26 protein-coding genes are annotated in these 25,164 nt (G+C 46.5%); 24 read left to right on the top strand and 2 right to left on the bottom strand.

Annotated features, from left to right (window positions below):
• Window positions 1-116 precede the first annotated feature (116 nt).
• The 19 genes from yfmF (at window position 117) to pduL (ending at window position 18,069) form a co-directional block, all read left to right on the top strand.
• On the top strand, window positions 117-1,409 hold the full coding sequence (yfmF, locus tag E0496_RS05950; RefSeq protein ID WP_141500822.1) for an EF-P 5-aminopentanol modification-associated protein YfmF: 1,293 nt from the start codon (window positions 117-119) through the stop codon (window positions 1,407-1,409).
• Window positions 1,410-1,412: 3 nt separating this feature from the next.
• The gene (gene yfmH, locus E0496_RS05945) at window positions 1,413-2,699 is read left to right on the top strand and encodes an EF-P 5-aminopentanol modification-associated protein YfmH (RefSeq protein WP_141500722.1); all 1,287 of its coding nucleotides are present in this window, start codon (window positions 1,413-1,415) and stop codon (window positions 2,697-2,699) included.
• A complete protein-coding gene (ymfI, locus tag E0496_RS05940) occupies window positions 2,696-3,442 on the top strand; it encodes an elongation factor P 5-aminopentanone reductase (RefSeq protein ID WP_141500721.1) in 747 nt (248 codons plus the stop codon). The genes yfmH and ymfI overlap by 4 nt, the downstream gene beginning before the upstream one ends.
• Before the next feature lie 107 nt (window positions 3,443-3,549).
• Window positions 3,550-3,801 carry a DUF3243 domain-containing protein gene (locus E0496_RS05935; protein WP_141500720.1) on the top strand — a complete coding sequence of 84 codons (252 nt, stop codon included), beginning with the start codon at window positions 3,550-3,552 and terminating at the stop codon, window positions 3,799-3,801.
• Between the two features lie 207 nt (window positions 3,802-4,008).
• Window positions 4,009-4,755: a DUF3388 domain-containing protein gene (locus tag E0496_RS05930; RefSeq protein ID WP_421923302.1), complete on the top strand. Its 747-nt coding sequence runs from the start codon at window positions 4,009-4,011 to the stop codon at window positions 4,753-4,755.
• A gap of 18 nt (window positions 4,756-4,773) precedes the next feature.
• Window positions 4,774-5,700 (top strand): helix-turn-helix domain-containing protein, encoded by a 927-nt coding sequence (locus E0496_RS05925; RefSeq protein WP_141500719.1) that lies wholly within the window; start codon window positions 4,774-4,776, stop codon window positions 5,698-5,700.
• A gap of 30 nt (window positions 5,701-5,730) precedes the next feature.
• A complete protein-coding gene (locus tag E0496_RS05920; RefSeq protein WP_139998467.1) occupies window positions 5,731-6,225 on the top strand; it encodes a YajQ family cyclic di-GMP-binding protein in 495 nt (164 codons plus the stop codon).
• 157 nt (window positions 6,226-6,382) lie between these two features.
• Window positions 6,383-6,526: a hypothetical protein gene (locus E0496_RS35515; RefSeq protein ID WP_161601327.1), complete on the top strand. Its 144-nt coding sequence runs from the start codon at window positions 6,383-6,385 to the stop codon at window positions 6,524-6,526.
• Entirely contained in the window at window positions 6,523-7,098 is a 576-nt protein-coding gene (pgsA, locus tag E0496_RS05915; RefSeq protein ID WP_139998469.1) for a CDP-diacylglycerol--glycerol-3-phosphate 3-phosphatidyltransferase, read from the top strand. Before E0496_RS35515 ends, pgsA begins: the two co-directional genes overlap by 4 nt.
• Before the next feature lie 90 nt (window positions 7,099-7,188).
• Window positions 7,189-8,439, top strand: a complete 1,251-nt coding sequence (locus tag E0496_RS05910; RefSeq protein WP_141500718.1) for a competence/damage-inducible protein A — start codon at window positions 7,189-7,191, stop codon at window positions 8,437-8,439.
• Window positions 8,440-8,706: 267 nt separating this feature from the next.
• Window positions 8,707-9,759 (top strand): recombinase RecA, encoded by a 1,053-nt coding sequence (gene recA, locus E0496_RS05905; protein ID WP_139998473.1) that lies wholly within the window; start codon window positions 8,707-8,709, stop codon window positions 9,757-9,759.
• Between the two features lie 79 nt (window positions 9,760-9,838).
• Window positions 9,839-10,543, top strand: coding sequence for a RecX family transcriptional regulator (locus E0496_RS05900; RefSeq protein ID WP_241674612.1), 705 nt, complete (start codon window positions 9,839-9,841; stop codon window positions 10,541-10,543).
• 181 nt (window positions 10,544-10,724) lie between these two features.
• Window positions 10,725-12,269 carry a ribonuclease Y gene (gene rny / locus E0496_RS05895; RefSeq protein ID WP_139998475.1) on the top strand — a complete coding sequence of 515 codons (1,545 nt, stop codon included), beginning with the start codon at window positions 10,725-10,727 and terminating at the stop codon, window positions 12,267-12,269.
• A gap of 90 nt (window positions 12,270-12,359) precedes the next feature.
• Window positions 12,360-13,154, top strand: a complete 795-nt coding sequence (locus tag E0496_RS05890) for a TIGR00282 family metallophosphoesterase (protein ID WP_141500717.1) — start codon at window positions 12,360-12,362, stop codon at window positions 13,152-13,154.
• Window positions 13,155-13,291: 137 nt separating this feature from the next.
• On the top strand, window positions 13,292-13,552 hold the full coding sequence (locus E0496_RS05885; RefSeq protein WP_006036664.1) for a stage V sporulation protein S: 261 nt from the start codon (window positions 13,292-13,294) through the stop codon (window positions 13,550-13,552).
• A 114-nt stretch (window positions 13,553-13,666) separates the two neighbouring features.
• Window positions 13,667-14,608, top strand: coding sequence for a dipeptidase (locus E0496_RS05880; protein ID WP_141500716.1), 942 nt, complete (start codon window positions 13,667-13,669; stop codon window positions 14,606-14,608).
• Window positions 14,609-14,790: 182 nt separating this feature from the next.
• Window positions 14,791-16,548 (top strand): 2-oxoacid:acceptor oxidoreductase subunit alpha, encoded by a 1,758-nt coding sequence (locus tag E0496_RS05875; protein ID WP_141500715.1) that lies wholly within the window; start codon window positions 14,791-14,793, stop codon window positions 16,546-16,548.
• Complete coding sequence (locus E0496_RS05870) at window positions 16,526-17,392, top strand: 2-oxoacid:ferredoxin oxidoreductase subunit beta (protein ID WP_141500714.1); 867 nt, start codon at window positions 16,526-16,528, stop codon at window positions 17,390-17,392. Before E0496_RS05875 ends, E0496_RS05870 begins: the two co-directional genes overlap by 23 nt.
• 101 nt (window positions 17,393-17,493) lie before the next feature.
• Window positions 17,494-18,069 (top strand): phosphate propanoyltransferase, encoded by a 576-nt coding sequence (gene pduL, locus E0496_RS05865; protein WP_141500713.1) that lies wholly within the window; start codon window positions 17,494-17,496, stop codon window positions 18,067-18,069.
• Window positions 18,070-18,176: 107 nt separating this feature from the next.
• Here the strand turns inward: pduL and E0496_RS05860 are convergent, their stop codons facing one another.
• Window positions 18,177-19,670, bottom strand: coding sequence for an MDR family MFS transporter (locus E0496_RS05860; RefSeq protein WP_141500712.1), 1,494 nt, complete (start codon window positions 19,668-19,670; stop codon window positions 18,177-18,179).
• 188 nt (window positions 19,671-19,858) lie between these two features.
• Between E0496_RS05860 and E0496_RS05855 the strand changes: the two genes are divergently transcribed.
• From E0496_RS05855 to E0496_RS05835, 5 genes are all read left to right on the top strand, one after another.
• Window positions 19,859-20,461 (top strand): TetR/AcrR family transcriptional regulator, encoded by a 603-nt coding sequence (locus tag E0496_RS05855; RefSeq protein ID WP_206669717.1) that lies wholly within the window; start codon window positions 19,859-19,861, stop codon window positions 20,459-20,461.
• A gap of 67 nt (window positions 20,462-20,528) precedes the next feature.
• Complete coding sequence (miaB, locus tag E0496_RS05850) at window positions 20,529-22,121, top strand: tRNA (N6-isopentenyl adenosine(37)-C2)-methylthiotransferase MiaB (protein ID WP_141500710.1); 1,593 nt, start codon at window positions 20,529-20,531, stop codon at window positions 22,119-22,121.
• A 23-nt stretch (window positions 22,122-22,144) separates the two neighbouring features.
• Window positions 22,145-22,639, top strand: a complete 495-nt coding sequence (locus tag E0496_RS05845; protein ID WP_141500709.1) for a YlbF/YmcA family competence regulator — start codon at window positions 22,145-22,147, stop codon at window positions 22,637-22,639.
• Between the two features lie 178 nt (window positions 22,640-22,817).
• Window positions 22,818-23,324, top strand: a complete 507-nt coding sequence (locus E0496_RS05840) for an RNA polymerase sigma factor (RefSeq protein WP_241674611.1) — start codon at window positions 22,818-22,820, stop codon at window positions 23,322-23,324.
• Window positions 23,317-24,471, top strand: coding sequence for an anti-sigma factor (locus tag E0496_RS05835; RefSeq protein WP_141500708.1), 1,155 nt, complete (start codon window positions 23,317-23,319; stop codon window positions 24,469-24,471). The genes E0496_RS05840 and E0496_RS05835 overlap by 8 nt, the downstream gene beginning before the upstream one ends.
• 75 nt (window positions 24,472-24,546) lie before the next feature.
• Here the strand turns inward: E0496_RS05835 and E0496_RS05830 are convergent, their stop codons facing one another.
• Window positions 24,547-25,161: a biotin transporter BioY gene (locus E0496_RS05830; RefSeq protein WP_141500707.1), complete on the bottom strand. Its 615-nt coding sequence runs from the start codon at window positions 25,159-25,161 to the stop codon at window positions 24,547-24,549.
• Between the last annotated feature and the right edge of the window lie 3 nt (window positions 25,162-25,164).

Genomic DNA, 25,164 nt, shown 5'->3' with positions numbered 1-25,164 from the left:
ACGAAAGGAAGCAGCCGTTACTGCCAAGTGCAGCAGCGGTTGCTTCTTCCATTTGGTCTAGGTTAGAATGGAATAGAGATTTGCTAATTGGAATAGATTTACTCTATAACACGCTGATGGAAGGAGCAAGCCGAGTGACCCAATTCGAAAGAGGGCAGCTGCAGCGAATCCGTTTGCATGTACTGCCTACAAAACGATTCAAAACGTTTGCTATATCCTTATTTGCGGGACTTACACTTGATGAAGCAACGGTAACGCCGGTAGCGCTCATTCCGTTCGTTCTGAGAAGAGGCACAGCGAATTTACCAGAGACGATTGCATTCCGCGAGAAGCTAGATGATTTATATGGCGCAGGTTTTGGCTTTGACGTATATAAAAGGGGCGATTCGCAGATAGTCCAATTCCGCATGGATGTCATCAATGACGAGTTTGTTTCTTCTAACACTTCACTGCTGGCTGAATCGCTTCATTTTTTGGGCGATGTCGTTACTGATCCTCTTTTAAACAACAAGGCTTTCTTTCAGAAATATGTGGATGCAGAGAAAACGACGCTGAGGAAACGCCTTGAAGCGATTGTCAATGATAAGATTCGCTATGCAGCAGAGCGGTGTCTGGAAGAAATGTGCGCAGATGAGCCTTATCGTCTCCATCCGTTAGGAAAGCTGGCTGATATTGAAGCTATTACTCCGGCATCACTTTTTGAGAATTACGAGCAATGGCTGGAGAACGCCGCTCTGGATCTTTACGTCGTTGGAGATACGAGTTTGGAAGAGGTTACCCGTCTTGTTACGGAAGCCTTTCAAATAAAAGAAGGTTCACCTTCATCTTATACGGTGCCCGATGTCCGACATGCTGTTCAAGAAGTGAAGAAAGTAACCGAACGGATGGAGATCAGCCAAGGTAAGCTTAATATGGGTCTACGAACAAATGTAGGCTACGATGATGATGCTTACCCTGCTGCCCTCATGTACAATGGTATATTGGGCGGATATCCTCATTCCAAGCTGTTTCTAAACGTACGGGAGAAGGAGAGCCTGGCTTATTACGCAGCCTCGCGCCTGGATGGCCACAAGGGTCTATGTACCATACAATCGGGAATTGAGTTTGCCAATTACGAGCGTGCAGTTACGATCATTGAGGAGCAGTTGGAGAGTATGCGCCAAGGACAGCTATCGGAGCTTGAGCTGAACCAAACCAAAGCGATGATAACCAATCACTTGCGAGAGCTGCAGGATTCCGCCTACGAAATGATCGCTTACGATTTCAACAGCGTGTTGACCGGTAAAGAGCGAAGTGCTCAGCAACTGCTTGAGCAGGTCCAGGCTGTTACCGCGGAAGATATCGTTAACGTCGCCAAAGGCGTGCAGCTCGATACGATCTACTTCTTGCGCGATCGAAAGGAGGCATAGCCGATGGAAACGCTCAGCTATCCAAATGTACAGGAGACCTTGTATCGTGAAGTGCTTGATAATGGGCTTGAGGTTATCGTGCTTCCGAAGGAAGGCTTTAATAAAACCTATGCGACCTTTTCAACCAAATATGGTTCTGTTGATAACCGCTTCTCTGTAGGTGATCAGGAACCAACTAAGGTGCCTGACGGAATTGCCCATTTTTTGGAGCATAAAATGTTCGAAGAGCCTACGGGCGACATATTTGCAACCTTTGCCTCCCAAGGAGCATCGGCTAATGCGTTCACAAGCTTTGATAGAACGGTCTATTTGTTTTCCGCAACGGAGCAGATAAACACCAATTTGGAAACACTCATTAATTTTGTCCAAAATCCCTATTTCACCGATGCGAATGTCGAAAAAGAAAAAGGGATAATTGAGCAAGAGATCAATATGTACCGAGATAATCCTGATTGGAGAGTTTATTTCGGACTGATTGACGCGTTGTATCATGAGCACCCCGTTCATATTGATATTGCGGGAACGGTTGAATCCATATGGCAAATCGATAAAGAAACACTCTACCGTTGCTATGAAACGTTTTATCATCCTTCAAATATGATTTTGTTCGTTGTAGGCGGCGTAAAGGCGGAAGAGGTATTCCAGCTTGTACGTGACAATCAAAACAGTAAATCGTTTGAGCCGCAAGGCCCGATTGAACGTTTTTTTGACAAGGAACCAGACACGGTGAAAATCAAGCGTAAGGTAACCGAGCTTTCTGTCTCGTTGCCGAAATGCATGCTTGGCTTCAAAGAGAAAAAAGTCGGTTTAACTGGCGATGATCTTCTCCGTCAGGAAATCACGACCAAGCTGATGCTGGAGTCTTTAATTGGATCTAGCTCGAAGCTCTATCAGGAGCTGTATGAGAAGGATTTGATTTCCGACTCGTTTGGCCATGAATACAACTCCAGCACAGGATATGCGTTTTCGGTTATTGGTGGTGATACGCCAAATCCTGATGAGCTAATCAAGCAAATACAATCCGCTGTAGAAGCGGTAATAGAGCACGGAATTGAACCTGCCGCTTTCGAGAGAGCCAAAAGAAAAAAAATCGGTGGATACTTGCGCATGCTAAACTCCCCAGAGGCGATTGCGGGTGAATTTACAAGATACCGGTTCCGGGATAGCAATATGTTCGATGTGCTCGATTATTATGAGAAGTGTACGCTTGATGAGATCAACGAGCGTTTGCGTGAGCATTTTGATTTTGGCCAATTAGCTGTATCCATCGTGGAACAGCCTTCAAAATGAAGACGCTGCAGCAAATGACTGTATTGATTACTGGGGGAGGCCGTGGAATCGGAGCAGCCATTGCTAAACGTTTCGCGGCTGAAGGAGTCAATATAGTCATTCATTATTTGCACTCTCATGAGACAGCTAATGAGACGGCTCGTACCTGCATGGCTCTTGGAGCCAATGTTCTTACGATATCTGCGGATCTGCGCTCCAAAGAACAGCTGGAGAGAATGCGCGAGAAGCTCGAGAGCCATCAGATGCTGCCGGATATCCTAGTCAATAACGGAGGGATTTCTCATTACGGCATGCTGATGGACGTGACCGAAGAAGAGTGGGACGATGTCATGGCGGTCAATTTGAAGGGGATGTTTTTGTGTTCGCAACTCTTCATGCCCAATATGATCTCTCAGCGCTATGGACGAATTATTAATGTATCCTCCATTTGGGGAATGTCGGGTGCATCCTGCGAGGTGCTTTATTCTACAACCAAAGGCGGTATGAACGCTTTCACAAAGGCGCTGGCCAAGGAGCTGGCGCCGACAGGCGTTACAGTTAACGCAGTTGCCCCAGGTGCAGTAGAGACCGAAATGATGGACGGGTTCAACGCGGAGGAGAAGGCGGCGATACAGCAGGAAATTCCGGTGGGTCGCTTCGGCTCCACGGACGAAATCGCTTCGCTCGTTTATTTTTTAGCGCTGCCTGAGTCCTCATACATTACTGGACAAATCATAAGTCCTAATGGAGGTTGGCATACCTAAATGCCTCAGCCGCCATTTCGGACAACCTTCCTGCATAATTAGAAAGACAATGACACATCATAAGACCGTTGATGATTCTTTTCTATACCTTTAGGAGGCGAAGGAGCATGTCAACTGTCCTTTCTAATTTTGCAACATGGAAGCATTTTTTGGCTGAACGTGTATCGCAGGCAAAAAAGATCGGAATGACGGATGAAACGATTGTTTCCTTGGCTTACGAGATCGGAACCTTTCTCGATGAGAAGGTCGATCCGAAAAATGAGGAAGAACGCGTGTTGAAACAGCTATGGGATGCCGGCGACGAAGCTGAGCGCAGAACGCTCGCTTGCCTTATGGTGAAGATCGTCGAAAAATCATAGTTCACTCCGCGTACATGGGCCATTTCGTCAAATGAACAGAAGCAGGAGAGCCTCCCATCAGGAGGCTTTTCTGCAATGTTTCTTTTTGGGTTGCAGGATTATGACGGAAATTGTAGAATTATGTTTCATGACGCTTCTTCATCATTTACATACTTCTATATGACAAGGTTTAGGACGGTGACAGCTTTGGAGTCGAAACAGTGGTACATGGAATACAAGATACATAAGAATCGACCTGGTTTGCTTGGGGATATTGCCTCATTATTAGGGATGCTCGAAGTTAACATTATGACGATTAACGGCGTTGAAGATAGGACTCGGGGCATGCTCCTTCAGACGGATGATGACGAGAAAATCGAATTGCTTGGCAAAATGCTTCAAAAGGTTGATAATATTACTGTAAACAAGCTTAGAACACCTACCATTGTTGATATTTTAGCCGTTCGCCACGGACGTTATATCGAGCGCGATTCGGATGATCGCAAGACGTTCCGATTTACAAGAGACGAGCTTGGAATTTTGGTCGATTTTTTGGGTGAAGTGTTTAAACGGGATGGAAATCAGGTTATAGGACTAAGAGGGATGCCGCGTGTGGGCAAAACTGAATCTATCATCGCAGGCAGCGTATGTTCCAATAAGCGCTGGACATTCGTTTCCTCAACCTTACTGAGGCAGACGGTTAGAAGTCAGCTATCTGAGGATGAAATGCAGCCAAATAATATTTTTATCATCGATGGAATTGTCAGCACAATTCGCTCAAATGAGAAGCACTATGGTCTGCTTCAAGAAATTATGGCGATGCCGTCTACCAAAGTGATCGAGCATCCGGATATTTTTATTAAAGAATCCAATTACGATTACAGCCATTTTGACATTATTGTTGAATTACGCAATACGCCAGATGAGGAAATATCGTATGAATCATTTACTGCACACTATACAGACGATTTCTAATCGGAAGGAGGCCGTCTCATGTCTGATTTAGGTGAATTGCTTCGCAAGGCTAGAGACCAGCGTGGATTAACGCTTGATGATATTCAAGAAACGACTAAAATTAGAAAACGGTACTTGGAAGCGATTGAAAGTGGAGACCACACGGTTTTGCCTGGTCCTTTTTATGTACGGGCATTTGTGAAAAATTACTCAGAAGCGGTTGGACTCGATCCAGATGAAGTGCTTCGTTTGTATCAGCATGAGGTGCCTGCGGCGCCGGTTGAGCAAATTGCGGAGCCGCTCGTCGTAAGAGCGCCTCGCCGGGTTAAATCGCAATCTTCGGAGAGGCTTGGGAAAATCGGGTTCAACGTGGTGATGTGGTCCTTTCTTATTCTAATTGTCGTTGTCCTTTGGGTGTATGTGATCAATAAGGACAATGGAGACTCTAAACAATTGGATGAAACGACTAAAATTACCGATGCATCGGAGCCACCCGTTGAGAATGCTGGAAATGGGACGGAGACTGGCAATGGAAACACGCCAAGCAACGAGCCAACTGCGACTCCGCCACCAACTGAAGCACCTACAACCGTTACTTTCGGGAGTAAAGTTGGCAAGGCAGACCAATATGATATCGGTCCTGCGGGCGTCACGCATAAGGTCGAAGTGAAGGTCGTTGGAGGAAGAAGCTGGCTTGAAGTTCGCTCTGGCAGCAACACGGGCGAAAAGCTTTACTCCGCCAATGCCGAGGATGGTGTTGTAGAATCCTATGAATTGACGGGTCCGATTTATATTAATGTAGGCAGAGCGGACTTGACTGAAATTACGGTAAATGGCGTGATTGTACCGGATGGTGATCGTGCCGGCTCCAAGAAGCTGCTGCTAACCCCTGTGGGTGGCAACACGTCTACGGAAGGCGGGGCTACTGAAGCGCCTGCCAATAATGACACGACAAAACAAGAATAATGATTTTTGTAACAAAGGAGAGGTTTTAAAATGGCTTCAGAAAATGCATTTGATATTGTATCCAAGGTGGATATGCAAGAACTTGCCAATGCAATTAAACAAGCGGAGAGAGAAATTGAGACCCGCTTTGATTTTAAAGGCAGCAAAAGCTCTATTGCACTAGAGAAGGAAGAACTAGTCGTCGCTTCCGAGGATGATTATAAGCTAAAGAGTGTACTTGATATTCTATTGTCCAAAATGGTTAAGCGCGGGGTTCCGATCAAAAATCTGGATTACGGGAAAATAGAAGGCGCTTCTGGTAATACGGTTCGCCAGCGCATTAAGCTTAGACAAGGGATCGAACAAGATGTTTCAAAAAAAATCAATATTCTAATTCGTGATTCCAAGCTTAAGGTGAAGAGCTTGATTCAAGGCGATCAGATTCGTGTATCGGGTAAAAGTCTCGATGATTTGCAAGCGGTCATGAAGCTGCTTAGAGAAGCCGAATTGCCCGTTGAACTTCAATTTACGAATTATCGGTCATAATAATGAGGCTTCGTTTCAGCGGTTACCGAGAAACGAAGCTTTTCGTTTTCGTGAAAGTACAGGTCAATCTTGAGGTTTTAGCTGCTTTTGACACGTGTATTGAGCATGTATTATACTGGATTAAACAGCTTCACGGAAGGATCTGGGGGATACATAGATGAGAGAAAGTAAGATTTTAGTCATTCATGGCAGCTTGGTATGTGCTCTGCCTGTGGTGGCAACGGCAGCTTTGACTTACGAACAGAGGGTTCGCGTTACGCACACCTATGAGATCGATTTAGCTAAGGAGGGAAATGCGTGAATCTGGCGAACCGCATTACACTAGCCAGAATATTTTTGGTGCCGGTTATTATGTTTTTCCTGCTAATTAAGATGGATTTGGGGTCGTTTACCATCTCAGACTTCTCCATTACATACAATCAAATCGCAGCGGCACTCATCTTTATTGTGGCGGCAAGCACAGACGGATTAGACGGATATATTGCACGTAAGAACAAAATCGTAACGAACCTCGGCAAACTGCTAGATCCGTTGGCGGATAAGCTTCTTGTTGCCGCAGTGCTTATTTCGCTTGTGGAAATGGACAAGCTGAATGCTTTGATTGCGATCGTTATCATTAGCCGCGAATTTGCAGTTACTGGCCTCCGCCAAATTGCACTCTTGGAAGGTTCTGTTATGGCTGCGAGCACATGGGGCAAATGGAAGACTGCGATCCAGATTACAATGATCATTGCTCTGCTGATCAACAATTTCCCTTTCAATTTCATTGATTTCCCGTTTGATGTGGTAGCAAGCTGGGTAGCCGCAGCAATTACGGTTTACTCTGGCATTGATTATTTTTTGAAGAACAAGCATTTGATTCCGGTGGAATAACTCGAAGCATCTTTCCGCATCGCGGGGAGATGCTTTTGCATATCAGGCTCCGGATGCCTGCATTCTCGTACCAAGAAAGGAACTAAACAGATGAAAGCGGAAATTATTGCAGTCGGAACTGAGCTGCTTCTAGGTCAAATCGTCAATACAAATGCGCAGTTTTTATCGCAGAAGCTTGCAGGACTAGGCATCGACGTTTATTTCCAAACGGTGGTCGGGGATAACCCTGAGAGGTTGCAGCAAGCCATTGAGATTGGGCGGAGCCGTGCGGATCTTCTCGTATTCACTGGGGGACTTGGACCAACGCAGGATGATCTTACCAAGGATGTACTCGCAGGTTATTTAAATCGCAAGCTGCTAATTCATGAACCTTCCATGGCGCAAATCGAGCAGATGTTCAGCTCGCGCGGCATTCATATGGTTGAAAGCAATCGGCGCCAGGCACTGATGATTGAGGGCGGCGAGCCGCTTGAGAATACGACTGGCTTAGCAGTTGGTAACGGGTTATCTGTCGATGGAACTCTCTATTTGCTGCTGCCTGGCCCACCTCGCGAGATGAAGCCAATGATGGACGGTGCTGCAGAAGTGTGGCTTCGCTCCGTGCTCGGGGAATCAGAGCCTCTTTACTCACGGCTGCTGAAATTTGCGGGTATAGGCGAATCAAACCTTGAGGCAAAGCTGCTTGATCTAATAGATGGTCAGGTAGATCCTACGATCGCTCCTTACGCCAAAGAGGGGGAGGTGGCTATCCGTGTATCGACCAAAGCATCAAGTATGCTGGAGGCCGATCGGAAGATTGACGAGACGGTATTGAAAATCAGCGAGAGAGTCGGCGAATTTATGTACTCGCAGCAGGATATCCCCATCGAGGAAGCGGTCATCCACCTGCTCAGAGCCTCTGGGCGCAAGCTGGCAAGCGCTGAGAGCTTAAGTGGGGGTTTGTTAGGGGAACTTGTTACGAGCGTTCCTGGGAGCAGTGGGGAGTATGTAGGAGGGGTAATTACCTATACCAATCATATGAAGCATCAATTGCTTAGCATTCCGTTAACACAGTTGGAAGGCGAGGGTGCACCAGGAGCGATTAGCGATACTACTGCTGCACTGATGGCGGAACGAGTACGAGATATTTGCAATGCGGATTTCGGTATTTCGCTGACGGGCGTTGCAGGTCCAGCGGAATCCGAGGGCAAGCCTGTTGGTCTTGTTTACATGGGTCTTGCAGAAAGAGGCAAGCCTACGGTCGTTCATACGCTGAACCTTAGCGGCGGAAGAAATATGATCAGGCTACGAGCAGTTAAATCTGCTTTTTACCGTTTGTGGCTAGCATTGCAGGCACGCTAAGAGCGAGAGTAGGCGAGTCAACGGCATAAGGTCGGGACTGCTGATGCTGCTAACTGCGGCAGAAATAATGTTTGTCAATTGCGGGACAGGCCGCTATAATAAAAATTAGTTATCGGAAGAACCGTGGCGAAGAATACTTTGCTGCGGTTTTTTTATGTCCATTTGAGGGGGCGAAGCTAAAAGGCGAATGTATGTTCGAAAAAATGCTTGTCAACCCGTCAGAAAAAAGGTATCATTACATTATAAACAAAGAAGGATGTGAGTTTCTTGTCGGATCGTCGCGCTGCACTAGAAATGGCTTTGCGTCAAATTGAGAAGCAATTTGGTAAAGGCTCCATCATGAAATTGGGAGAATCCACACACATGCAGGTAGAAACCGTGCCTAGCGGTTCGCTTGCTCTAGATATTGCATTGGGAATAGGCGGTTTTCCGCGTGGACGTGTTATTGAAATATATGGACCGGAATCTTCAGGTAAAACGACGGTTGCGCTGCATGCGATTGCAGAAGTTCAACGAATTGGCGGACAAGCTGCCTTCATCGATGCAGAGCATGCACTAGATCCTCTTTACGCAAGCAAGCTTGGCGTTAACATTGATGAATTATTGCTTTCGCAGCCGGATACGGGAGAACAAGCTTTGGAAATCGCTGAAGCTCTTGTACGAAGCGGTGCGGTAGATATCGTTGTTATTGACTCCGTTGCTGCCCTTGTGCCGAAAGCTGAAATTGAAGGCGATATGGGGGATTCCCACGTAGGTCTTCAAGCACGGTTGATGTCACAAGCTTTGCGCAAACTCTCAGGAGCAATCAGCAAATCGAAAACCATTGCAGTTTTCATCAACCAATTGCGTGAGAAGGTAGGCGTAATGTTCGGTAACCCGGAGACAACGCCAGGGGGACGCGCTTTGAAGTTCTATTCCAGCGTACGTCTTGATGTGCGTCGGATCGAGACACTGAAGCAAGGGAACGATATGGTCGGTAACCGTACTCGTATCAAAGTTGTTAAGAATAAAGTCGCTCCTCCTTTCAAACAAGCGGAGATTGACATTATGTACGGCGAAGGAATTTCCAGAGAAGGTACGCTTGTGGATATCGGCGTGGAGCTGGATATCGTACAGAAGAGCGGTGCATGGTTCTCTTATAACGGCGAGCGTCTCGGCCAAGGCCGTGAGAACGCCAAGCAATACTTAAAGGATCATAAGGATGTTGCTGAGGTAATCGAGAAACAAATTCGTGATGCTAGCAATCTGTCTGCATCTGCAACTCAGGCTAACTTCAAGGCTGAGGAAGAAGACGATGAAGAATTCGAAGATTTGGAATAAAGTGGTCTAATAGTATATCTGCCGATGCTTCGCCGTCCTGTTAGGGACGGCGAAGCTGTGTTTAGAGAGGATGTAAGGTGTGCCCCACAGCGAGTCAAGCAATGCGGAAGAATGGATGATCTTGTCTGTTCGACAGGACAAGAAGGAACGGAAGCTATACCATCTTTTTGCTGAGTCAGAAGAACCGACGCTTTCCGTGCATGAAGATATGCTCGTACGGTTTCGGCTGACAAAAGGGCAAGTCTTAACGGAGGTTCAAATCGAAGAAATACGTACGGAAGACGAAAGATACCGAGCTTATGTGCTAGCAATAGCCTATTTAGGACCAAAACCAAGAACAAGAAAACAAATTGAGCAGTATTTAAATCGCAAAATGTTTGAACCTGACAATATTCAATATGCGCTAGACCGTTTAGAAAGAGAGCATATTGTGGATGATGAACAATATGCACGTCAATTTGCAACAAGCCGGCTGAAGAACAGCTCCAAAGGGCGGCGCTTTATCAAGCAGGAACTGCAAATGCGAGGTGTGTCGAAAGAAGCCGCAGCCGAAGCGACAGATGCTTTGGACCACGAGGTTGAATTATTGTCAGCGAAGAAGGCTGCCGAGAAGAAATGGCGTTCCATAAAAGGCGAACCGTTCGAGCGCAAGCGCAAGCTCATGGGCTATTTAATGCGTAGAGGGTTCTCGAGTGATATCGTGAAGGAAGCGATCAAGTCGATCGATCTGACTGGGGAAGAGGAAGCATTCGAGGAAGATGATGGGCTTTTGCTTGACAATTGATTTTATGAAAAGATAAAATGAGGTTGTATTCCTTCAATCTTGAATCAATTTTCCTTCCAAAAGTTGATTCAAAACGATTATTTTCGTCAAATTAGTAAATGTTGAAACGGTTTGAAGCCGGTTGAAAACCTAATATCATCCCAAGCAATGCCTTGGTGTATGCAACAAGGAGGTGAACAAGATGCCTAGTGAGGTCATTTGGATCTTGATCTGTCTCTTTGTTGGCGCAATTTTCTTTGGGATTGGTTATTTTATTCGAAAGTCGATTGCCGAGGCTAAAATTTCAAGCGCTGAGCAAGCTGCTATTGTAATCGTAGAAAATGCGAAAAAAGAAGCAGAGGCTCAGAAGAAAGAAACCGTGCTAGAGGCAAAAGATGAAGTCCACAAACTTCGTTCCGAAGCCGAGAGAGACATTCGTGAACGACGCAACGAAGCTCAACGTCAGGAAAGACGTTTGCTCCAAAAAGAGGAGTCGCTGGATAAAAAGTTAGAAGCGCTAGAACGCAAAGAAGAAACTGTTGCCAATAAAGAAAAACGGATCGAAGAAACGCAAGAGCAGATCGATTCCATTTACAAGCAGCAGCTTAGTGAATTGGAGCGGATATCGAGTCTGACAACGGAAGATGCAAAATCGATCATTTTATCCAATGTTGAGCAGGAAGTACGACATGAAACAGCACAAATGATTAAAGAGATCGAGCAGCAAGCGAAAGAAGAGGCCGATAAGAAAGCCCGTGATATTATATCACTTGCGATCCAGCGCTGTGCGGCTGATCATGTGGCTGAGACAACGGTTTCCGTTGTTACTTTGCCAAATGAGGAAATGAAGGGCCGTATCATTGGGCGTGAAGGCCGAAATATCCGTGCTTTGGAAACATTGACTGGTATCGATCTTATTATTGACGATACACCGGAAGCGGTCATTTTATCTGGTTTCGACCCGATAAGACGCGAAATTGCCCGCACTTCTTTAGAAAAGCTTGTGGCTGACGGTCGTATCCACCCTGCAAGAATTGAAGAAATGGTTGAAAAATCCCGTAAGGAAGTGGACGAGCGCATCCGTGAATACGGTGAGCAAGCAACTTTCGAGGTTGGCGTTCACAGCTTGCATCCGGATTTAATCAAGATTTTAGGTCGATTGAAATATCGTACAAGTTATGGCCAGAATGTATTGAAGCACTCCATGGAAGTTGCTTACTTGACTGGATTGATGGCAGCAGAGCTTGGCCAGGATGTAACTTTGGCAAGGCGCGCAGGATTGCTGCATGATATCGGTAAGGCGCTAGACCACGAAGTGGAAGGCTCACACGTTGAGATCGGCGTTGAGCTTGCTAAGAAATACAAGGAGCATCCTGTTGTTATTAACAGTATTGCTTCCCATCACGGTGATACGGAAGCCACTTCCGTTATTGCGATGCTCGTAGGAGCGGCTGACGCCTTGTCGGCAGCACGTCCAGGAGCCCGCCGTGAAACGCTTGAAACGTATATTAAACGACTGGAGAAGCTTGAAGATATCTCTGAATCGTTTGAAGGTGTTGAAAAATCGTACGCGATTCAAGCTGGCCGCGAAGTGCGCGTCATGGTGCAGCCAGAAAAAATCGATGATACTGAAGCTTTCCGCCTTGCACGTGATATTACGAAAAAAATCGAAAGCGAGCTCGACTACCCAGGACATATTAAAGTTACGGTTATTCGAGAAACACGCGCGGTTGAATATGCGAAATAAAACACAAACAAATATTAGCTTTACAGAAAAGTGGCTGCTCGTTAGCCACTTTTCTGTTTGCAGGCGCTCAAAAAAAGGAAGTGTATCAACATGAATGTATTATTTATCGGAGATATCGTTGGAAATGTGGGAAGAAGCGCTTTGAAGCGCGTATTGCCTGCATTAAAAAGTAAATATAATCCTCATATTATTATCGCAAATGGAGAGAACGCCGCAGCTGGCCGCGGAATTACTGCCACTATAGCTAAAGAATTTTTCGAATGGGGAATCCATGGCATAACCATGGGTAACCATACGTGGGATAATAAAGATATTTTCGAATGGATCGATGACGAGCCCCGTCTTGTTCGTCCAGCGAACTATGCTGAAGGCGCGCCTGGTCAAGGCATGGCATTAATAAAAGCAGGCGGCAAGCAGCTTGCCATTATTAACCTGCAGGGCCGAACCTTTTTGCCGCCAATTGACTGCCCATTCCGCAAGGCGGATGAGTTGATTGAAGAAGCGCAGGAGATGACAAACAACATCCTTGTTGATTTTCATGCGGAAGCGACATCAGAGAAAATAGCAATGGGTTGGCATTTGGATGGCAGAGCATCAATCGTTCTAGGTACGCATACGCATGTTCAAACTAATGATGATACGATTTTGCCTGGAGGAACAGCTTACATAACGGATGTGGGCATGGTTGGGCCAAAAGAAGGCGTACTCGGAATGGAACGGACGGCTGTACTTCATAAATTTATTACACAGCTGCCTGTTAGGTTTGTGGTAGATGAAGGAAAATGGCATTTGCATGCGATTTCGGTACAAATTGATGATGCAACGGGACAAGCACGTAAAATTGAAAAGATACGGCTGACAGAAGACGAATGGCTTCTCATGTAATGAGCGGAATCTTTGAAAAGTTCCGACAATTCAGAACAGTTTGTTAATAGAGACAATAAAAGCAGGAATTTTTTAATCTCCCTCGAATACTATTTAAAAGTGGAATCCATCCAACAGTCCAAGGGGAGGTTCTTTTTATGGATGTATTAAAAGTTTCAGCAAAATCCAATCCAAATTCCGTTGCAGGTGCGCTAGCTGGCGTTCTTCGTGAACGTGGTGGTGCGGAACTGCAAGCCATTGGAGCTGGCGCGTTGAATCAAGCGATCAAAGCAGTTGCAATCGCTCGCGGATTTGTCGCACCCAGCGGGGTGGATCTAATTTGTATTCCAGCTTTTACAGACATTGTGATTGACGGGGAGGACCGAACAGCAATCAAATTGATTGTTGAACCTCGGTAGCAAGTCCAAGCGGCGTTAAGCAGCAAGCCAATTGGATTAAATGAAACGTTTCGCCTGTTTACGTCGTAGACAGGTTTTTTTGCTATGAACTAAGCCTGTGATGGAGGCGATGTTGTGAACGTGGTTGATTTTCATTGTGATGTGCTTTGCAAGTTGTTAATGGATGAGCAATTAACGTTTCGCGCAGGCAAGCCGGAAAGTTTGGATGTTACATACGAGCGCCTGAAGGCAGCAGGCACGGTTCTGCAAACCTTTGCTATCTATATTCCCCAATCCTTAAATGGACGGTTAGAGCCTATTCTGGAGAGCGTGGACAGGTTTCATCAGTTGATCCTAACTTGTGAGGATATGATATGGGTAAGGACGGGCCAGGATTTGGACTTTTGCATAAACAACGGAAAAATAGGCGCGTTATTATCGCTTGAAGGTGTTGACGGCCTCCAAGGGCAAATGTCGATGCTGCGAATCATGTATCAGCTTGGCATCCGGGCAGCTGGGCTCACTTGGAATCATGCGAATTGGGCGGCTGATGGTGCAATGGAGCCGCGAGGCGGTGGATTAACGGCCAAAGGTAGAACGTTTGTTGAAGAATGCAATCAACTGGATATCCTATTGGATGTATCTCATTTATCTGAAAGAGCGTTCTGGGATGTCGCTGAACTGTCGGCCAGGCCATTCATTGCTTCCCATTCCAATGCCAGAGCCATATGTGATCATCCTCGTAACCTGACAAACATGCAAATTGAGGAGATAATTGCAAAGGAAGGATTAGTCGGAATCACCTTTGTACCTTGGTTTGTTTCTCAAGCAGAAGTGGTTAAAATGGACGATTTGTTGCGCCATATTGAGCATATATGCGAGCTCGGCGGAGAAACCCATATTATGCTTGGTTCTGATTTCGACGGCATCGATCGCTACATCAAAGGGTTGACGCACCCAGGGGAGCTCATCTCCCTTCAGGATGCGCTGCTTAAAAGGTACTCCAGTAAACAAACGGAACAATTTATGTCAGGAAATGCCCTTCGATTCCTCAAAAATAGCCTTCCTAAAGCTTAGAGTTGTCCCATCTGTTTGCGGTATGGAATCAATCGAAACAAATTATGTTTTCATTAAGCGTTTACATCTTGATTTTTATGTGATTGCGCTTTAAACTTGTTGTGACTGTTATGACTTATACGATATAATAATTAATTGATAATGATTATTAGCACGTTCTAGAAAAAGAGGAGTTGGGCATTTTGATTAGTCAATTGTCTTGGAAGATCGGGGGACAACAAGGGGAAGGCGTCGAGAGTACGGACCGAATCTTTTCCACGGCGCTTAATCGCTTGGGCTATTATTTATATGGATATCGACATTTTTCTTCGAGGATTAAGGGTGGACATACCAATAATAAAATACGGATAAGCACAAGACCGATTCGTGCGATTTCGGATGATTTGGATATTCTTGTGGCGTTTGACCAAGAAAGCATCGATTTGAACGCGAAGGAGCTGCGTTTAGGCGGGGTCATCGTTGCGGATGCCAAATTCAACCCTGCGATTCCAGAGGGTATAGATGCAAGATTGTTCGCGGTGCCAATTACGAAGATGGCGGAGGAGCTTGGCACTTCGCTAATGAAAAACATGGTTGCCTCAGGTGCTTCTTGGGCGCTTCTTGGCTTGCCGCTAGAAGTATTCAATAAAGCAGTGGAAGAGGAATTTGGTCGCAAAGGCGCAGCCATTGTAGAGAAAAACATTGAAGCGGTAAAACGAGGAGCTGAATTTGTTCTAGAGCAAGCGGGAGGACCACTTGACGAGTTCAAGCTTGATGAGGCGGATGGACAGCAAAAGCTGTTCATGATCGGAAACGAAGCCATTGGACTTGGTTCAATCGCTGCCGGCTGCCGTTTGATGGCTGCTTATCCGATTACACCAGCATCAGAGATAATGGAATATTTAATTAAGAAGCTTCCTAAGTTCGGCGGTACGGTTGTACAGACCGAGGACGAAATAGCAGCTGTTACGATGGCGATTGGCGCCAATTATGCAGGTGTGCGCACGATGACCGCATCGGCAGGCCCTGGCCTTGCCCTAATGATGGAGGCTATTGGTCTTGCAGGCATGACGGAAACTCCGCTCGTCATTGTCAATACCCAGCGTGGCGGCCCTTCGACAGGTTTGCCAACCAAGCAGGAGCAATCTGACCTGAATGCCATGGTTTACGGCACGCATGGTGAAATTCCGAAAATCGTTATCGCTCCGGCTTCGATCGAGGATTGCTTCTATGATACGATCGAATCATTTAACCTTGCGGAGCAATATCAAGTTCCGGTCATCTTGATGACTGACCTCCAGCTGTCGCTGGGCAAGCAATCCTGCGATCAGCTCGATTACGACAAAATTGAAATCAAACGCGGCAAGCTCGTACAGGATGTTCCTGCGCTTGAAGGCCATGATTTGTTTAAACGCTATGAACTGACTGAGGATGGCGTCTCCCCGCGCGTGCTGCCGGGCGAGAAGGGCGGTCTGCACCATGTTACAGGCGTTGAGCATGACGAGACAGGTCGTCCGTCCGAAAATGCTTTGAACCGTCAGAATATGATGGATAAGCGTCTTGGCAAGCTGGACAATATGTATATCCGTGATGCTATCCGCGTCGATGCGCCTCACGAAACGCCTGAGCTGCTTATCATCGGAATGGGCTCCACTGGTGGTACCATCGATGAAGCTAGAAGCTTGCTCACGCAAGATGGCATAACAACAAACCACATTACGATCCGCCAGATTCATCCGTTCCCAACGAAGCCTCTGCTTCCTTACTTGCAAAATGCAAAAAAAGTGATCGTCATCGAGAACAATGCGACCGGACAGCTGGCTGGCCAAATTAAAATGAATGCAGGTTTCGCCGAAAAAATCGAAAGCTTGCTTAAATATGACGGCAATCCATTTCTGCCTTCCGACGTTCACAAAGCATGTAAGGAGTTGAGTCTAGATGGCAACATTCAAAGAGTTTAGAAATAATGTAAAGCCGAACTGGTGCCCAGGCTGCGGAGATTTCTCCATTCAAGCGGCTATTCAGCGCGCAGCGGCAAATGTAGGGCTGGAGCCTGAAAATTTGGCTGTCATCTCGGGAATCGGCTGCTCCGGCCGGATATCAGGTTATATTAATGCCTATGGGTTCCACGGCATCCATGGACGCGTGCTTCCGATTGCGCAAGGCGTAAAGCTTGCCAACCGTGAGCTTACCGTTATTGCATCTGGCGGCGACGGCGATGGATTCGCTATCGGTATGGGACATACAGTACACGCGATTCGCCGTAACCTGAACGTGACCTATATCGTTATGGATAACCAAATCTATGGTTTGACTAAGGGTCAGACTTCTCCGCGCAGCGCTGAAGGCTTCAAAACAAAATCGACGCCGGAAGGTTCCATCGAGACGACGCTGTCACCGCTTGAAATCGCTTTGTCAGCAGGCGCTACGTTTGTTGCCCAGTCGTTCTCAAGCGATTTGAAGCAATTAACTAAGTTGATTGAAGAGGGCATCAATCATGAAGGCTTCTCGCTCATCAATGTATTCAGTCCGTGTGTTACCTTCAATAAAATCAATACGTACGACTGGTTCAAAGAAAACATCGTGAACTTGGAGCAATTCCCAGAATATGATCCTTCCAACCGCGTTCAGGCAATGAATAAAATCATGGAAACGAACGGCTTGCTTACAGGTCTGATCTATCAGAACAAAACACGCAAATCCTATGAAGATCTGGTTACAGGCTTCAAACAAGAAGGACTTGCTAAGCAAAATATCAAGATTTCCTCCGAGGAATTCGATAAGCTTGTTGCCGAATTTAAATAAATGGTATGATAAGCATACGGCCTTACGGCCGTATGTTTTTTCATGTGGGCTTGTTCAGCAGGTTCAACAGATTAATTACTTCATAGCAGGAGAGTGACAACATGATACATAAGGAAGTTACGATTGGCGTATCAGCAAGACATATTCACTTATCACAAGAGCATGTCGAGCTATTGTTCGGCAAAGGATATGAGTTAACCGAGATGAAGCCACTCTCACAACCGGGGCAATATGCGGCCAACGAAACGGTGGCGGTCGTCGGTCCGAAGGGAACCTTCGCAAAGGTGAGAATTCTTGGACCCGCAAGGAAGCAGACACAGCTGGAAGTATCGCGTACAGACGCTTTTGCTTTAGGCGTTAACCCTCCCGTACGAGAATCAGGGGATACCAAGGGTTCAGCCAGTATCAAGCTGCAGGGCCCTGCAGGTGAGGTTACGATTGAAGAAGGCGTTATCGTAGCTGCTCGTCATATTCACTTTCATACAAGCGATGCAGAGCGCTTCGGAATTGCGGACAAGCAGTCGCTTCGTGTCCGTTTTGCAGGAGAGCGCGGCGTGGTGTTTGAAAATGTTGTTGCACGTGTATCGGAACAATTTGCCCTTGATATGCATATTGATACCGACGAAGCCAATGCGGCAGGCGTGAAAAATGGAGATAAAGCCGAAATTATCGACTAGTTTTGATCCAACTAAATAATGGTTGAAAAAAAAGACTGCTTCCCAGTGGTTCGTCAGTGACGACCAGGAAGCAGTCTCTTTAACATATCGATATGAAGAAAAAGCAGTTAGTGACCCATCATCATGGTCATCTCTGGTTTTTCATCTGGATTCGTGCCCTGTTCTTGCTTAGGTCTGCGAAGCAGTAAGCCAACAATGACGCCCACAATGGAAATCACAGCAAGAATGAAGAAGGTATCCCCATAGGAGGAATAAACAACATTCGGACCTGGAGCGGTCGTTCCGTAGTGCTCCATTCTGCTCGCTAGAATCGTTGACAAGCCTGCAATAGCAAAGGAAGTCATAACCTGCTGTGCAGCAGCCGTAAGCGATGTTACGCGGCTAACGAGCTCCCTCGGAGCGGATTGCATAATATGCGTATTCAGCGGCATCATCGACAAGCCCATTCCTGCGCCTAGCATAGCGAGTGGAATCATCAGCGTCAATAGTGTTGTATCCGCCGAAATTTGGCTAAGGATGAAGCCTGCAATTGTCACGATGGTTAAACCAGCAATAACGACTGGACGTGCACCGAAGCGGTCAAATAGCTTGCCTCCGATCGGCATGAAGATCCCGGCAGCGAGTGCTTGTGGCAGCAAGATTAGTCCGGTATCAAATGCAGAGTAGCCTTTGGCAATTTGCAAGAAAATAGGTACTAGGAATAGTGTGCCGAACAAAGCAATTTGAACAATCCACTGTAGAATGATGCCGCGAGTGAAATTGCTTGATTTGAAAACGCGAAGCTCAAGCAGCGGTTCTTTGCGGCTAAGCTCAACGATAATGAAGATAATCAAAGCCACACCGCCAACAATCATTCCCGTTAAAGCTGCGGGTGATGTCCAGCCGCTTCCTGCGCCGCCCTCGCCGCCGCCAGCGGAGCTTACGCCATAAGCAAGCATGGCAAAGGCAAGCGGAGCAAAGATCATACCAAGGAAGTCGAGGGAAGGCACGCGCTTACGCTCTATTTTCGGCAGCGTACGAAGACCGATAATGACGGCAACGACGCCAATTGGTAGATTGATAATAAAGATCCAATGCCAAGATACATAATCAACAAGCCAACCTGCAACTACAGGTCCAAGAGCAGGAGCAAGCAGCATCGGGATTCCGATCATGCCCATGACTGCACCTTGCTTGCCTGGAGGGCTAAGCCTGAATGTGAAGGCCATTGCAATTGGAGCAACCATTCCTCCGCCCAGACCTTGAATGATACGGAATACAATAAGCTGTTCAGCTGTACTTGCGAGAGCACACAGCGCTGAACCAAGGGTAAACATGATAATGGAGAACAAGAAGACTTGTTTGGCTCCGAATCGGTCGGACATCCATCCCGCGAGCGGGATAACAGCCGCCTGTGCCAGCGCGTAGCCAGTTATCGTCCATTGAACGAGTGACATCGGGCTTTTGAAATCAGCCATTAAACCAGGCATTGCGACATTCATTGCGGTGCCGTCGAGAATGACCATAAACATACCGACGATGATGGCGATGAGCGGAGCAATAATGTTCCGGATCGACATCGGATCGCCTTTGGGTGCTGCTTTTTGTGAAGCTGAAGCCATTTCAAATCCTCCCATCCCTATATAGGGGTCTTTTCTTTCCAATTGTTGACCTTCTGTGACCTGTCAGGCTACAATGAAAAGATGACCGCTTCTATGTGCGGACAATTGTCCGCACTACTGAATAATAATGACGATTAGGCAAATTGTCAATCGTTCATTTGCGAATGCGGAAAGAGGAGATAGGAATGATGACTGTACCAGAACAGGGCAGAACGAAACAAGAACTGAGCAAAGCGATTTTGCATACGGCAAATCACTTGTTTTCGGAGCATGGGGTAGAATCGGTCAGCATGCACCAAATCGCCAAATCGGTTGGAATCGGACAAGGCACGCTATATCGGCGGTATTCAAATAAAGGTGACTTGTGCATGGATATGATGAAAGAGAACTTTGATCTTTTCATCAATGAGATCGATGAATATATGAAAGCAAACGTACAACTGTCAGTACAAGAGCGGTTGAACATGGTCATGCGCAAAATCATTGCTTTTATTGACAAACAGTTCAAATGGCTGGGCGTCGTGCAGTCGTTTAACAAGCCGGAAGATCACAAGGCTGATTTTTTTCAATCGCCGCCTTATCTCTATTTGCACGCAACCATTTGCAGACTATTGAATGAGGCTCTCGAGTCAGGGCTGATTCACTCGATTGATCCTGACTACACAGCACATTCCTTTATTTCGGTGCAATCACCGCATACATATAGGCAATTGCGCTATGTGATGGGGTATTCCTGCGAGGACATTCAGGACCGGTTTTGCTCGACCTTTATTGACCCTTTATTCCGTTAACTGGTATAATACTGAATTGGGCTATATGAACAGCAACTATTTGCACCCATAAGGAAGTGAATCGGCATTGACGAAGGAAAGTAAGCAGCTAGCTACGGATACGAAGCAAGGCCAGCTTAAGGATTATTCTAAATATTTCGATTTCAGCGACGCTAAAGTGATTGATCAGGATGAGAATTCAACGACCTACCGCATTAAAGGAAGGATCGTCAATATAAATGCTGCTCCAAGCCATAAGGATGAGAAGAAACGCGGCAAAGAGGATATCGAGGTGCATTATGATTTTGCGATTCCGGATGAGCTGCGGACGATGGGTGTCGGCAAGCATTATTTGATCCAAACGTACGGCTGCCAAATGAACGAACATGATACTGAAGTGATGAAGGGCATGTTCGAGGAAATGGGTTATACGGCTACGGACGATCGGCACCTTGCAGACGTCATTTTACTTAATACCTGTGCCATTCGCGAGAATGCAGAGGACAAGGTGTTCGGTGAGCTAGGTCATCTTAAGACGCTCAAAACCGAGAAGCCTGATTTGCTCCTTGGCGTCTGCGGCTGCATGTCGCAGGAAGAGTCGGTTGTTGGGCGTATTTTGCAAAAGCACGCTTTCGTTGATATGATCTTTGGAACGCATAATATCCATCGACTCCCTCACCTGCTCCAAAATGCCTATTTCAGCAAGGAACTGGTTGTTGAGGTATGGTCCAAGGAAGGCGACATCATTGAAAATATGCCCAAGAAACGCGAAGGTATGCGTGCCTGGGTTAATATTATGTACGGCTGCGACAAGTTCTGCACGTACTGCATCGTGCCATACACTAGGGGCAAAGAACGCAGCAGACGGCCCGAGGATGTTATTGCCGAGGTTCGTGAGCTGGCAAGAAAGGGATTCAAAGAAATTACGCTCCTCGGCCAAAACGTTAACGCGTATGGCAAGGATTTTGAGGATATTAAATACCGTTTTGGTGATCTAATGCAGGACATGTCCAAGATCGATATACCGAGAGTTCGCTTTATGACGAGTCATCCGCGTGACTTTGATGATCATTTGATCGAGGTGCTCGGAACTGGCGGCAATCTTGTGGAGCATATCCATTTGCCTGTTCAGTCCGGCAGCACTGAAATATTGAAGCGGATGAGCCGCAAATATTCGCGGGAGATGTATCTTGAGCTTGTAAATAAAATAAAAATAGCGATTCCGAATGCGATGCTGACTTCAGATATTATCGTGGGTTTCCCCGGTGAAACGGATGAGCAGTTCGAGGATACGATGACGCTTGTCAAGGAAGTCGGCTTTGACTCCGCGTATACGTTCCTTTATTCTCCGCGCGAGGGTACGCCTGCTGCTGGGATGGAGGACAACGTGCCGATTGAAGTGAAGAAGGCTCGACTCCAGCGTTTGAATGCACAGCTTGCAGCTAATGCTAGAGAGAAGAACGAGCAGCTGTGCGGACAAATCGTAGAAGTACTCATTGAAGGCGAGAGCAAAAACAACGCGAATGTCCTATCCGGACGTACGCGCACGAATAAGCTTGTCCATTTGGAAGGGCCTAAGGAATGGATCGGCCAGTTTATCATGGCAAAGGTAACCGAAGCACAAACATGGTATATCAAAGCGGAAGCAATTGAAAAGAATACTCAAGAAGCCGTTAGATAACGGGAAAATAGGAGAGATGACAAATGGCAGAGCAGCATACAGCAGACAATCAGGCAGCACAATGCGATCATGATCATGAGCATGGCGAGGGCTGCGGTATCCCGAGCTTCCATACGCGTGATCTAATTGTTCGCGAGGATATTTCTACAAAAGCGAAAGAATTGGCGGATTTGATTTTTACTTCGGAGGAAGTGCAGCATTACCGCCGCGCAGAACAGCAAATCAATGGCAATGAGCGTGTACAACAGCTGATTACGAAGATCAAGAAGAAGCAGAAAGAAGTCGTTGCCTTTGAAACGACCTTCAAAAACGCCGATATGGTTAAGAAAATAGAAGGCGAGATGGAAACGCTGCAGGATGAGCTTGACGGCATCCCAATCGTTAATGAATTCCAACAAAGTCAAACGGACATTAACTATTTGCTGCAGTTGGTCATTTCTATCGTTCGCGACACCGTTTCCGAGAAAATAAATGTCGAGGATGCTTCGGAGCCAGCTCCTGAGGAATGCAGCGACTAAGCAGCATTAAAGACAGCGGTTTTCAAGTATTCGAACAAAGCCGATTTTCGTGCCAGCCGTAAGTGCTGCAGCATGAAAATCGGTTTTTTTTGCGAAATCAGCTGTGAAACTGTAACTTTTTGCAATCTCAGACGTGTATGGGTAGGCAAGAGCAGAATGAGCAGGGAAATGATAGGAGGTGGCAGAGCCGAACAGTCTGGATGAGCTGTATATGATCTATATGAAGGATGTTTTTCATTATTTGCTCTATCTCTGCCAGGACCCTTTTGCGGCAGAGGATATTGTGCAGGAAACCTTCTTCCGCGCCTATCTTTATTTGGATAGCTACAAAGGGGAGCGGGTGAAGCCGTGGTTGTTCCAGGTCGCGCATCATGCGTTAATTGATTACAAGCGCAAGGAAAATCGTGCGAAACCGCAGGAGCCTTCTTTCTTCGCGGATATATCGGATCCAATTACGCCGGAATTGCAGTTCCTGCGCAAAGAACGAATAAGCGAATGGGGTCAAGCCATTGGAAAGCTCCCCTACAAGCAAAAGCAGGCGCTGCTGTTGCATGATTGGCACGAGCTGACCTATCAGGAATCGGCGGACATTATGGGAATCGGCTTGTCCTACTATAAGGTAATCTTATTTCGGGCGAGACAGGCGCTGCGTCAGCAGCGTGCAGAGGGAGGCAGCGATGACTGAACGTTTTAAGCAGCAATTAAAGGATTATGCAGATGGAAAGCTCAGTGGCGAGGAACAAGCAGCGCTGGAGCGGGAAATAGCAAAGCTGGAGGCGTACCAAGAGCACATGGAGGAAATGCTGGAGAAAAGCGACCAACAATTCCATTATGAAGCAAAGCATGAGTCTCCGGAAATGAACCCGAAGAAAGCAAGACGGTTGATGAACAAAGGAAAACGGAACGCTCGATTCTGGAATGTAGGTACGGTTATTGGTTTATTGGTTATATTAGCCTTTTTGAATTCAGTCATTTCATCGGTTTATTATTCTACGGGGAAACCGAACCGCCAGGAATATTACCGCGATGTTCTGAGCTCGGCTGTAGCTGTTTCCAGGCCGAATATGAGCGTAGCTTTGAGTAGTGGTCCTACCGGTATTCTGAGTATGAAATATTCCGGAATGATGAATAAACAAATTGGTACGGAATATGTAGCGATGGGAGCGTATGAGCAAACGATAAGAATGAATCAATCCATTGGCAATGGAATTGATCCTTATCGGCAAGGGGGCAGAAGTATCGGCGTTTATTTTCATCTGCCGGAATCAGTGGACCAAGAAAGAAGCAGTGTACAGTGGAATCGTCTAAGCATGCTCCCAGAGGGGACGGTAGCGGAGGCGTTTGTATCGCTTGACCGTTATTATACGACGGACGAAGCGTTGAAGCTTTTGAGCGATTTTGATCTGAAGTTGTTATGGTTGGCTGTATATACGGGTGAAGATAAAGGAGCGGACGCCGGTTTTGTATACCAGCCGCTAGGCTTTCCGCTTAATCCGATTTGGCACTATGACGATATAGAATCGATTGTTCGGGATGGTTCAATGACAACGACGAAGTATCCTGCCATTCAAGAAACAGGGGACGGAGAGCGGAGAGATCAAAACTTTATCGATACGCTTAAGCTCTTGCAAAAGCAAAAGTCGATCACAAGCTCGGTTGTTCCGTACTCTCTAATTAAAAATGGGCTTGCTTACGTGGAAGATAACGGGGTAAGCATTTACGGACTTGTCATTACTGGCCCTTCAAAGGAGCTGCTAAAGCTGCAGGAGGCAGCCGTAATAAAGGATATTCAGCTCGGCGAGGTTCGTTTGTGGAATTGGACGCCTGAATAAACAAAAAACGCTTATCTGGGCATGAACATTGTTCATGTAGATAAGCGTTTTTGTTGTGTTCGGCACAAAATTGATTTATGCCGTATAAACCGATTCTTGAGCTTTGCCGCTGACGGTTGACGAGCGGATGTGGACGATGTAAGGTGTTAAGGAGATAGCCAGAAGCGTGCCTACAAGGGATTTCAAAGCATCGCCGATCAAGAACGGGTAGAAGCCGACAGCCATCGCTTTCGGGAACGAAAAGCCTAGCACATGCATGAGCCAAGGTATGCCTGGAATATAGGAGAACAATGAGCTGAACAGTTCGAATATAAGGAAGAAAACGATAAAGGAAATCAACTTATTGGATTTGGAGCTGCTGCTGCGAAGGTAGGCACCGACAGCGAAGCTGACTAACATTGCGCAAAAAGGAAAAGCGAAGATAAAGCCGGCGGTATGGCCTGTTAATGTTGGTATCCCTCCTTGGCCGCTGAATAGCGGAAGGCCGAATGCGGCAAGCACGATGACAACAAATATGCTGAGAAAGGCGTTGCGCGGTGTCAGAAACAAGCCTGCGAGCACGACACCTAAGGTTTGCAGCGTAATCGGAACGAATGAGCCTCCTAGCTTGATTGTCAGTGAGCTCATGACGATAAATAGGGCTGCGAATAAAGAAATGAAGACAAGCGATCGAATATTATTGCTTTGCATAGC

The sequence above is a fragment of the Paenibacillus luteus genome, assembly GCF_006542765.1.
Taxonomy (GTDB): Bacteria; Bacillota; Bacilli; order Paenibacillales; family Paenibacillaceae; genus Pristimantibacillus; species Pristimantibacillus luteus.
This window is presented reverse-complemented; position numbering and strand designations above follow the sequence as displayed.

Coding starts and splice junctions, on each gene's coding strand:
- E0496_RS05885 (WP_006036664.1), top strand. CDS start 13,292: ATGGATGTATTAAAAGTTTCAGCAAAATCCAATCCAAATTCCGTTGCA.
- E0496_RS05910 (WP_141500718.1), top strand. CDS start 7,189: ATGAAAGCGGAAATTATTGCAGTCGGAACTGAGCTGCTTCTAGGTCAA.
- E0496_RS05870 (WP_141500714.1), top strand. CDS start 16,526: ATGGCAACATTCAAAGAGTTTAGAAATAATGTAAAGCCGAACTGGTGC.
- yfmF (WP_141500822.1), top strand. CDS start 117: ATGGAAGGAGCAAGCCGAGTGACCCAATTCGAAAGAGGGCAGCTGCAG.
- E0496_RS05830 (WP_141500707.1), bottom strand. CDS start 25,161: ATGCAAAGCAATAATATTCGATCGCTTGTCTTCATTTCTTTATTCGCA.
- E0496_RS05860 (WP_141500712.1), bottom strand. CDS start 19,670: ATGGCTTCAGCTTCACAAAAAGCAGCACCCAAAGGCGATCCGATGTCG.
- E0496_RS05920 (WP_139998467.1), top strand. CDS start 5,731: ATGGCTTCAGAAAATGCATTTGATATTGTATCCAAGGTGGATATGCAA.
- E0496_RS05890 (WP_141500717.1), top strand. CDS start 12,360: ATGAATGTATTATTTATCGGAGATATCGTTGGAAATGTGGGAAGAAGC.
- E0496_RS05845 (WP_141500709.1), top strand. CDS start 22,145: ATGGCAGAGCAGCATACAGCAGACAATCAGGCAGCACAATGCGATCAT.
- E0496_RS05925 (WP_141500719.1), top strand. CDS start 4,774: ATGTCTGATTTAGGTGAATTGCTTCGCAAGGCTAGAGACCAGCGTGGA.
- E0496_RS35515 (WP_161601327.1), top strand. CDS start 6,383: ATGAGAGAAAGTAAGATTTTAGTCATTCATGGCAGCTTGGTATGTGCT.
- ymfI (WP_141500721.1), top strand. CDS start 2,696: ATGAAGACGCTGCAGCAAATGACTGTATTGATTACTGGGGGAGGCCGT.
- pduL (WP_141500713.1), top strand. CDS start 17,494: ATGATACATAAGGAAGTTACGATTGGCGTATCAGCAAGACATATTCAC.
- E0496_RS05855 (WP_206669717.1), top strand. CDS start 19,859: ATGACTGTACCAGAACAGGGCAGAACGAAACAAGAACTGAGCAAAGCG.
- E0496_RS05835 (WP_141500708.1), top strand. CDS start 23,317: ATGACTGAACGTTTTAAGCAGCAATTAAAGGATTATGCAGATGGAAAG.
- E0496_RS05935 (WP_141500720.1), top strand. CDS start 3,550: ATGTCAACTGTCCTTTCTAATTTTGCAACATGGAAGCATTTTTTGGCT.
- yfmH (WP_141500722.1), top strand. CDS start 1,413: ATGGAAACGCTCAGCTATCCAAATGTACAGGAGACCTTGTATCGTGAA.
- E0496_RS05930 (WP_421923302.1), top strand. CDS start 4,009: ATGGAATACAAGATACATAAGAATCGACCTGGTTTGCTTGGGGATATT.
- rny (WP_139998475.1), top strand. CDS start 10,725: ATGCCTAGTGAGGTCATTTGGATCTTGATCTGTCTCTTTGTTGGCGCA.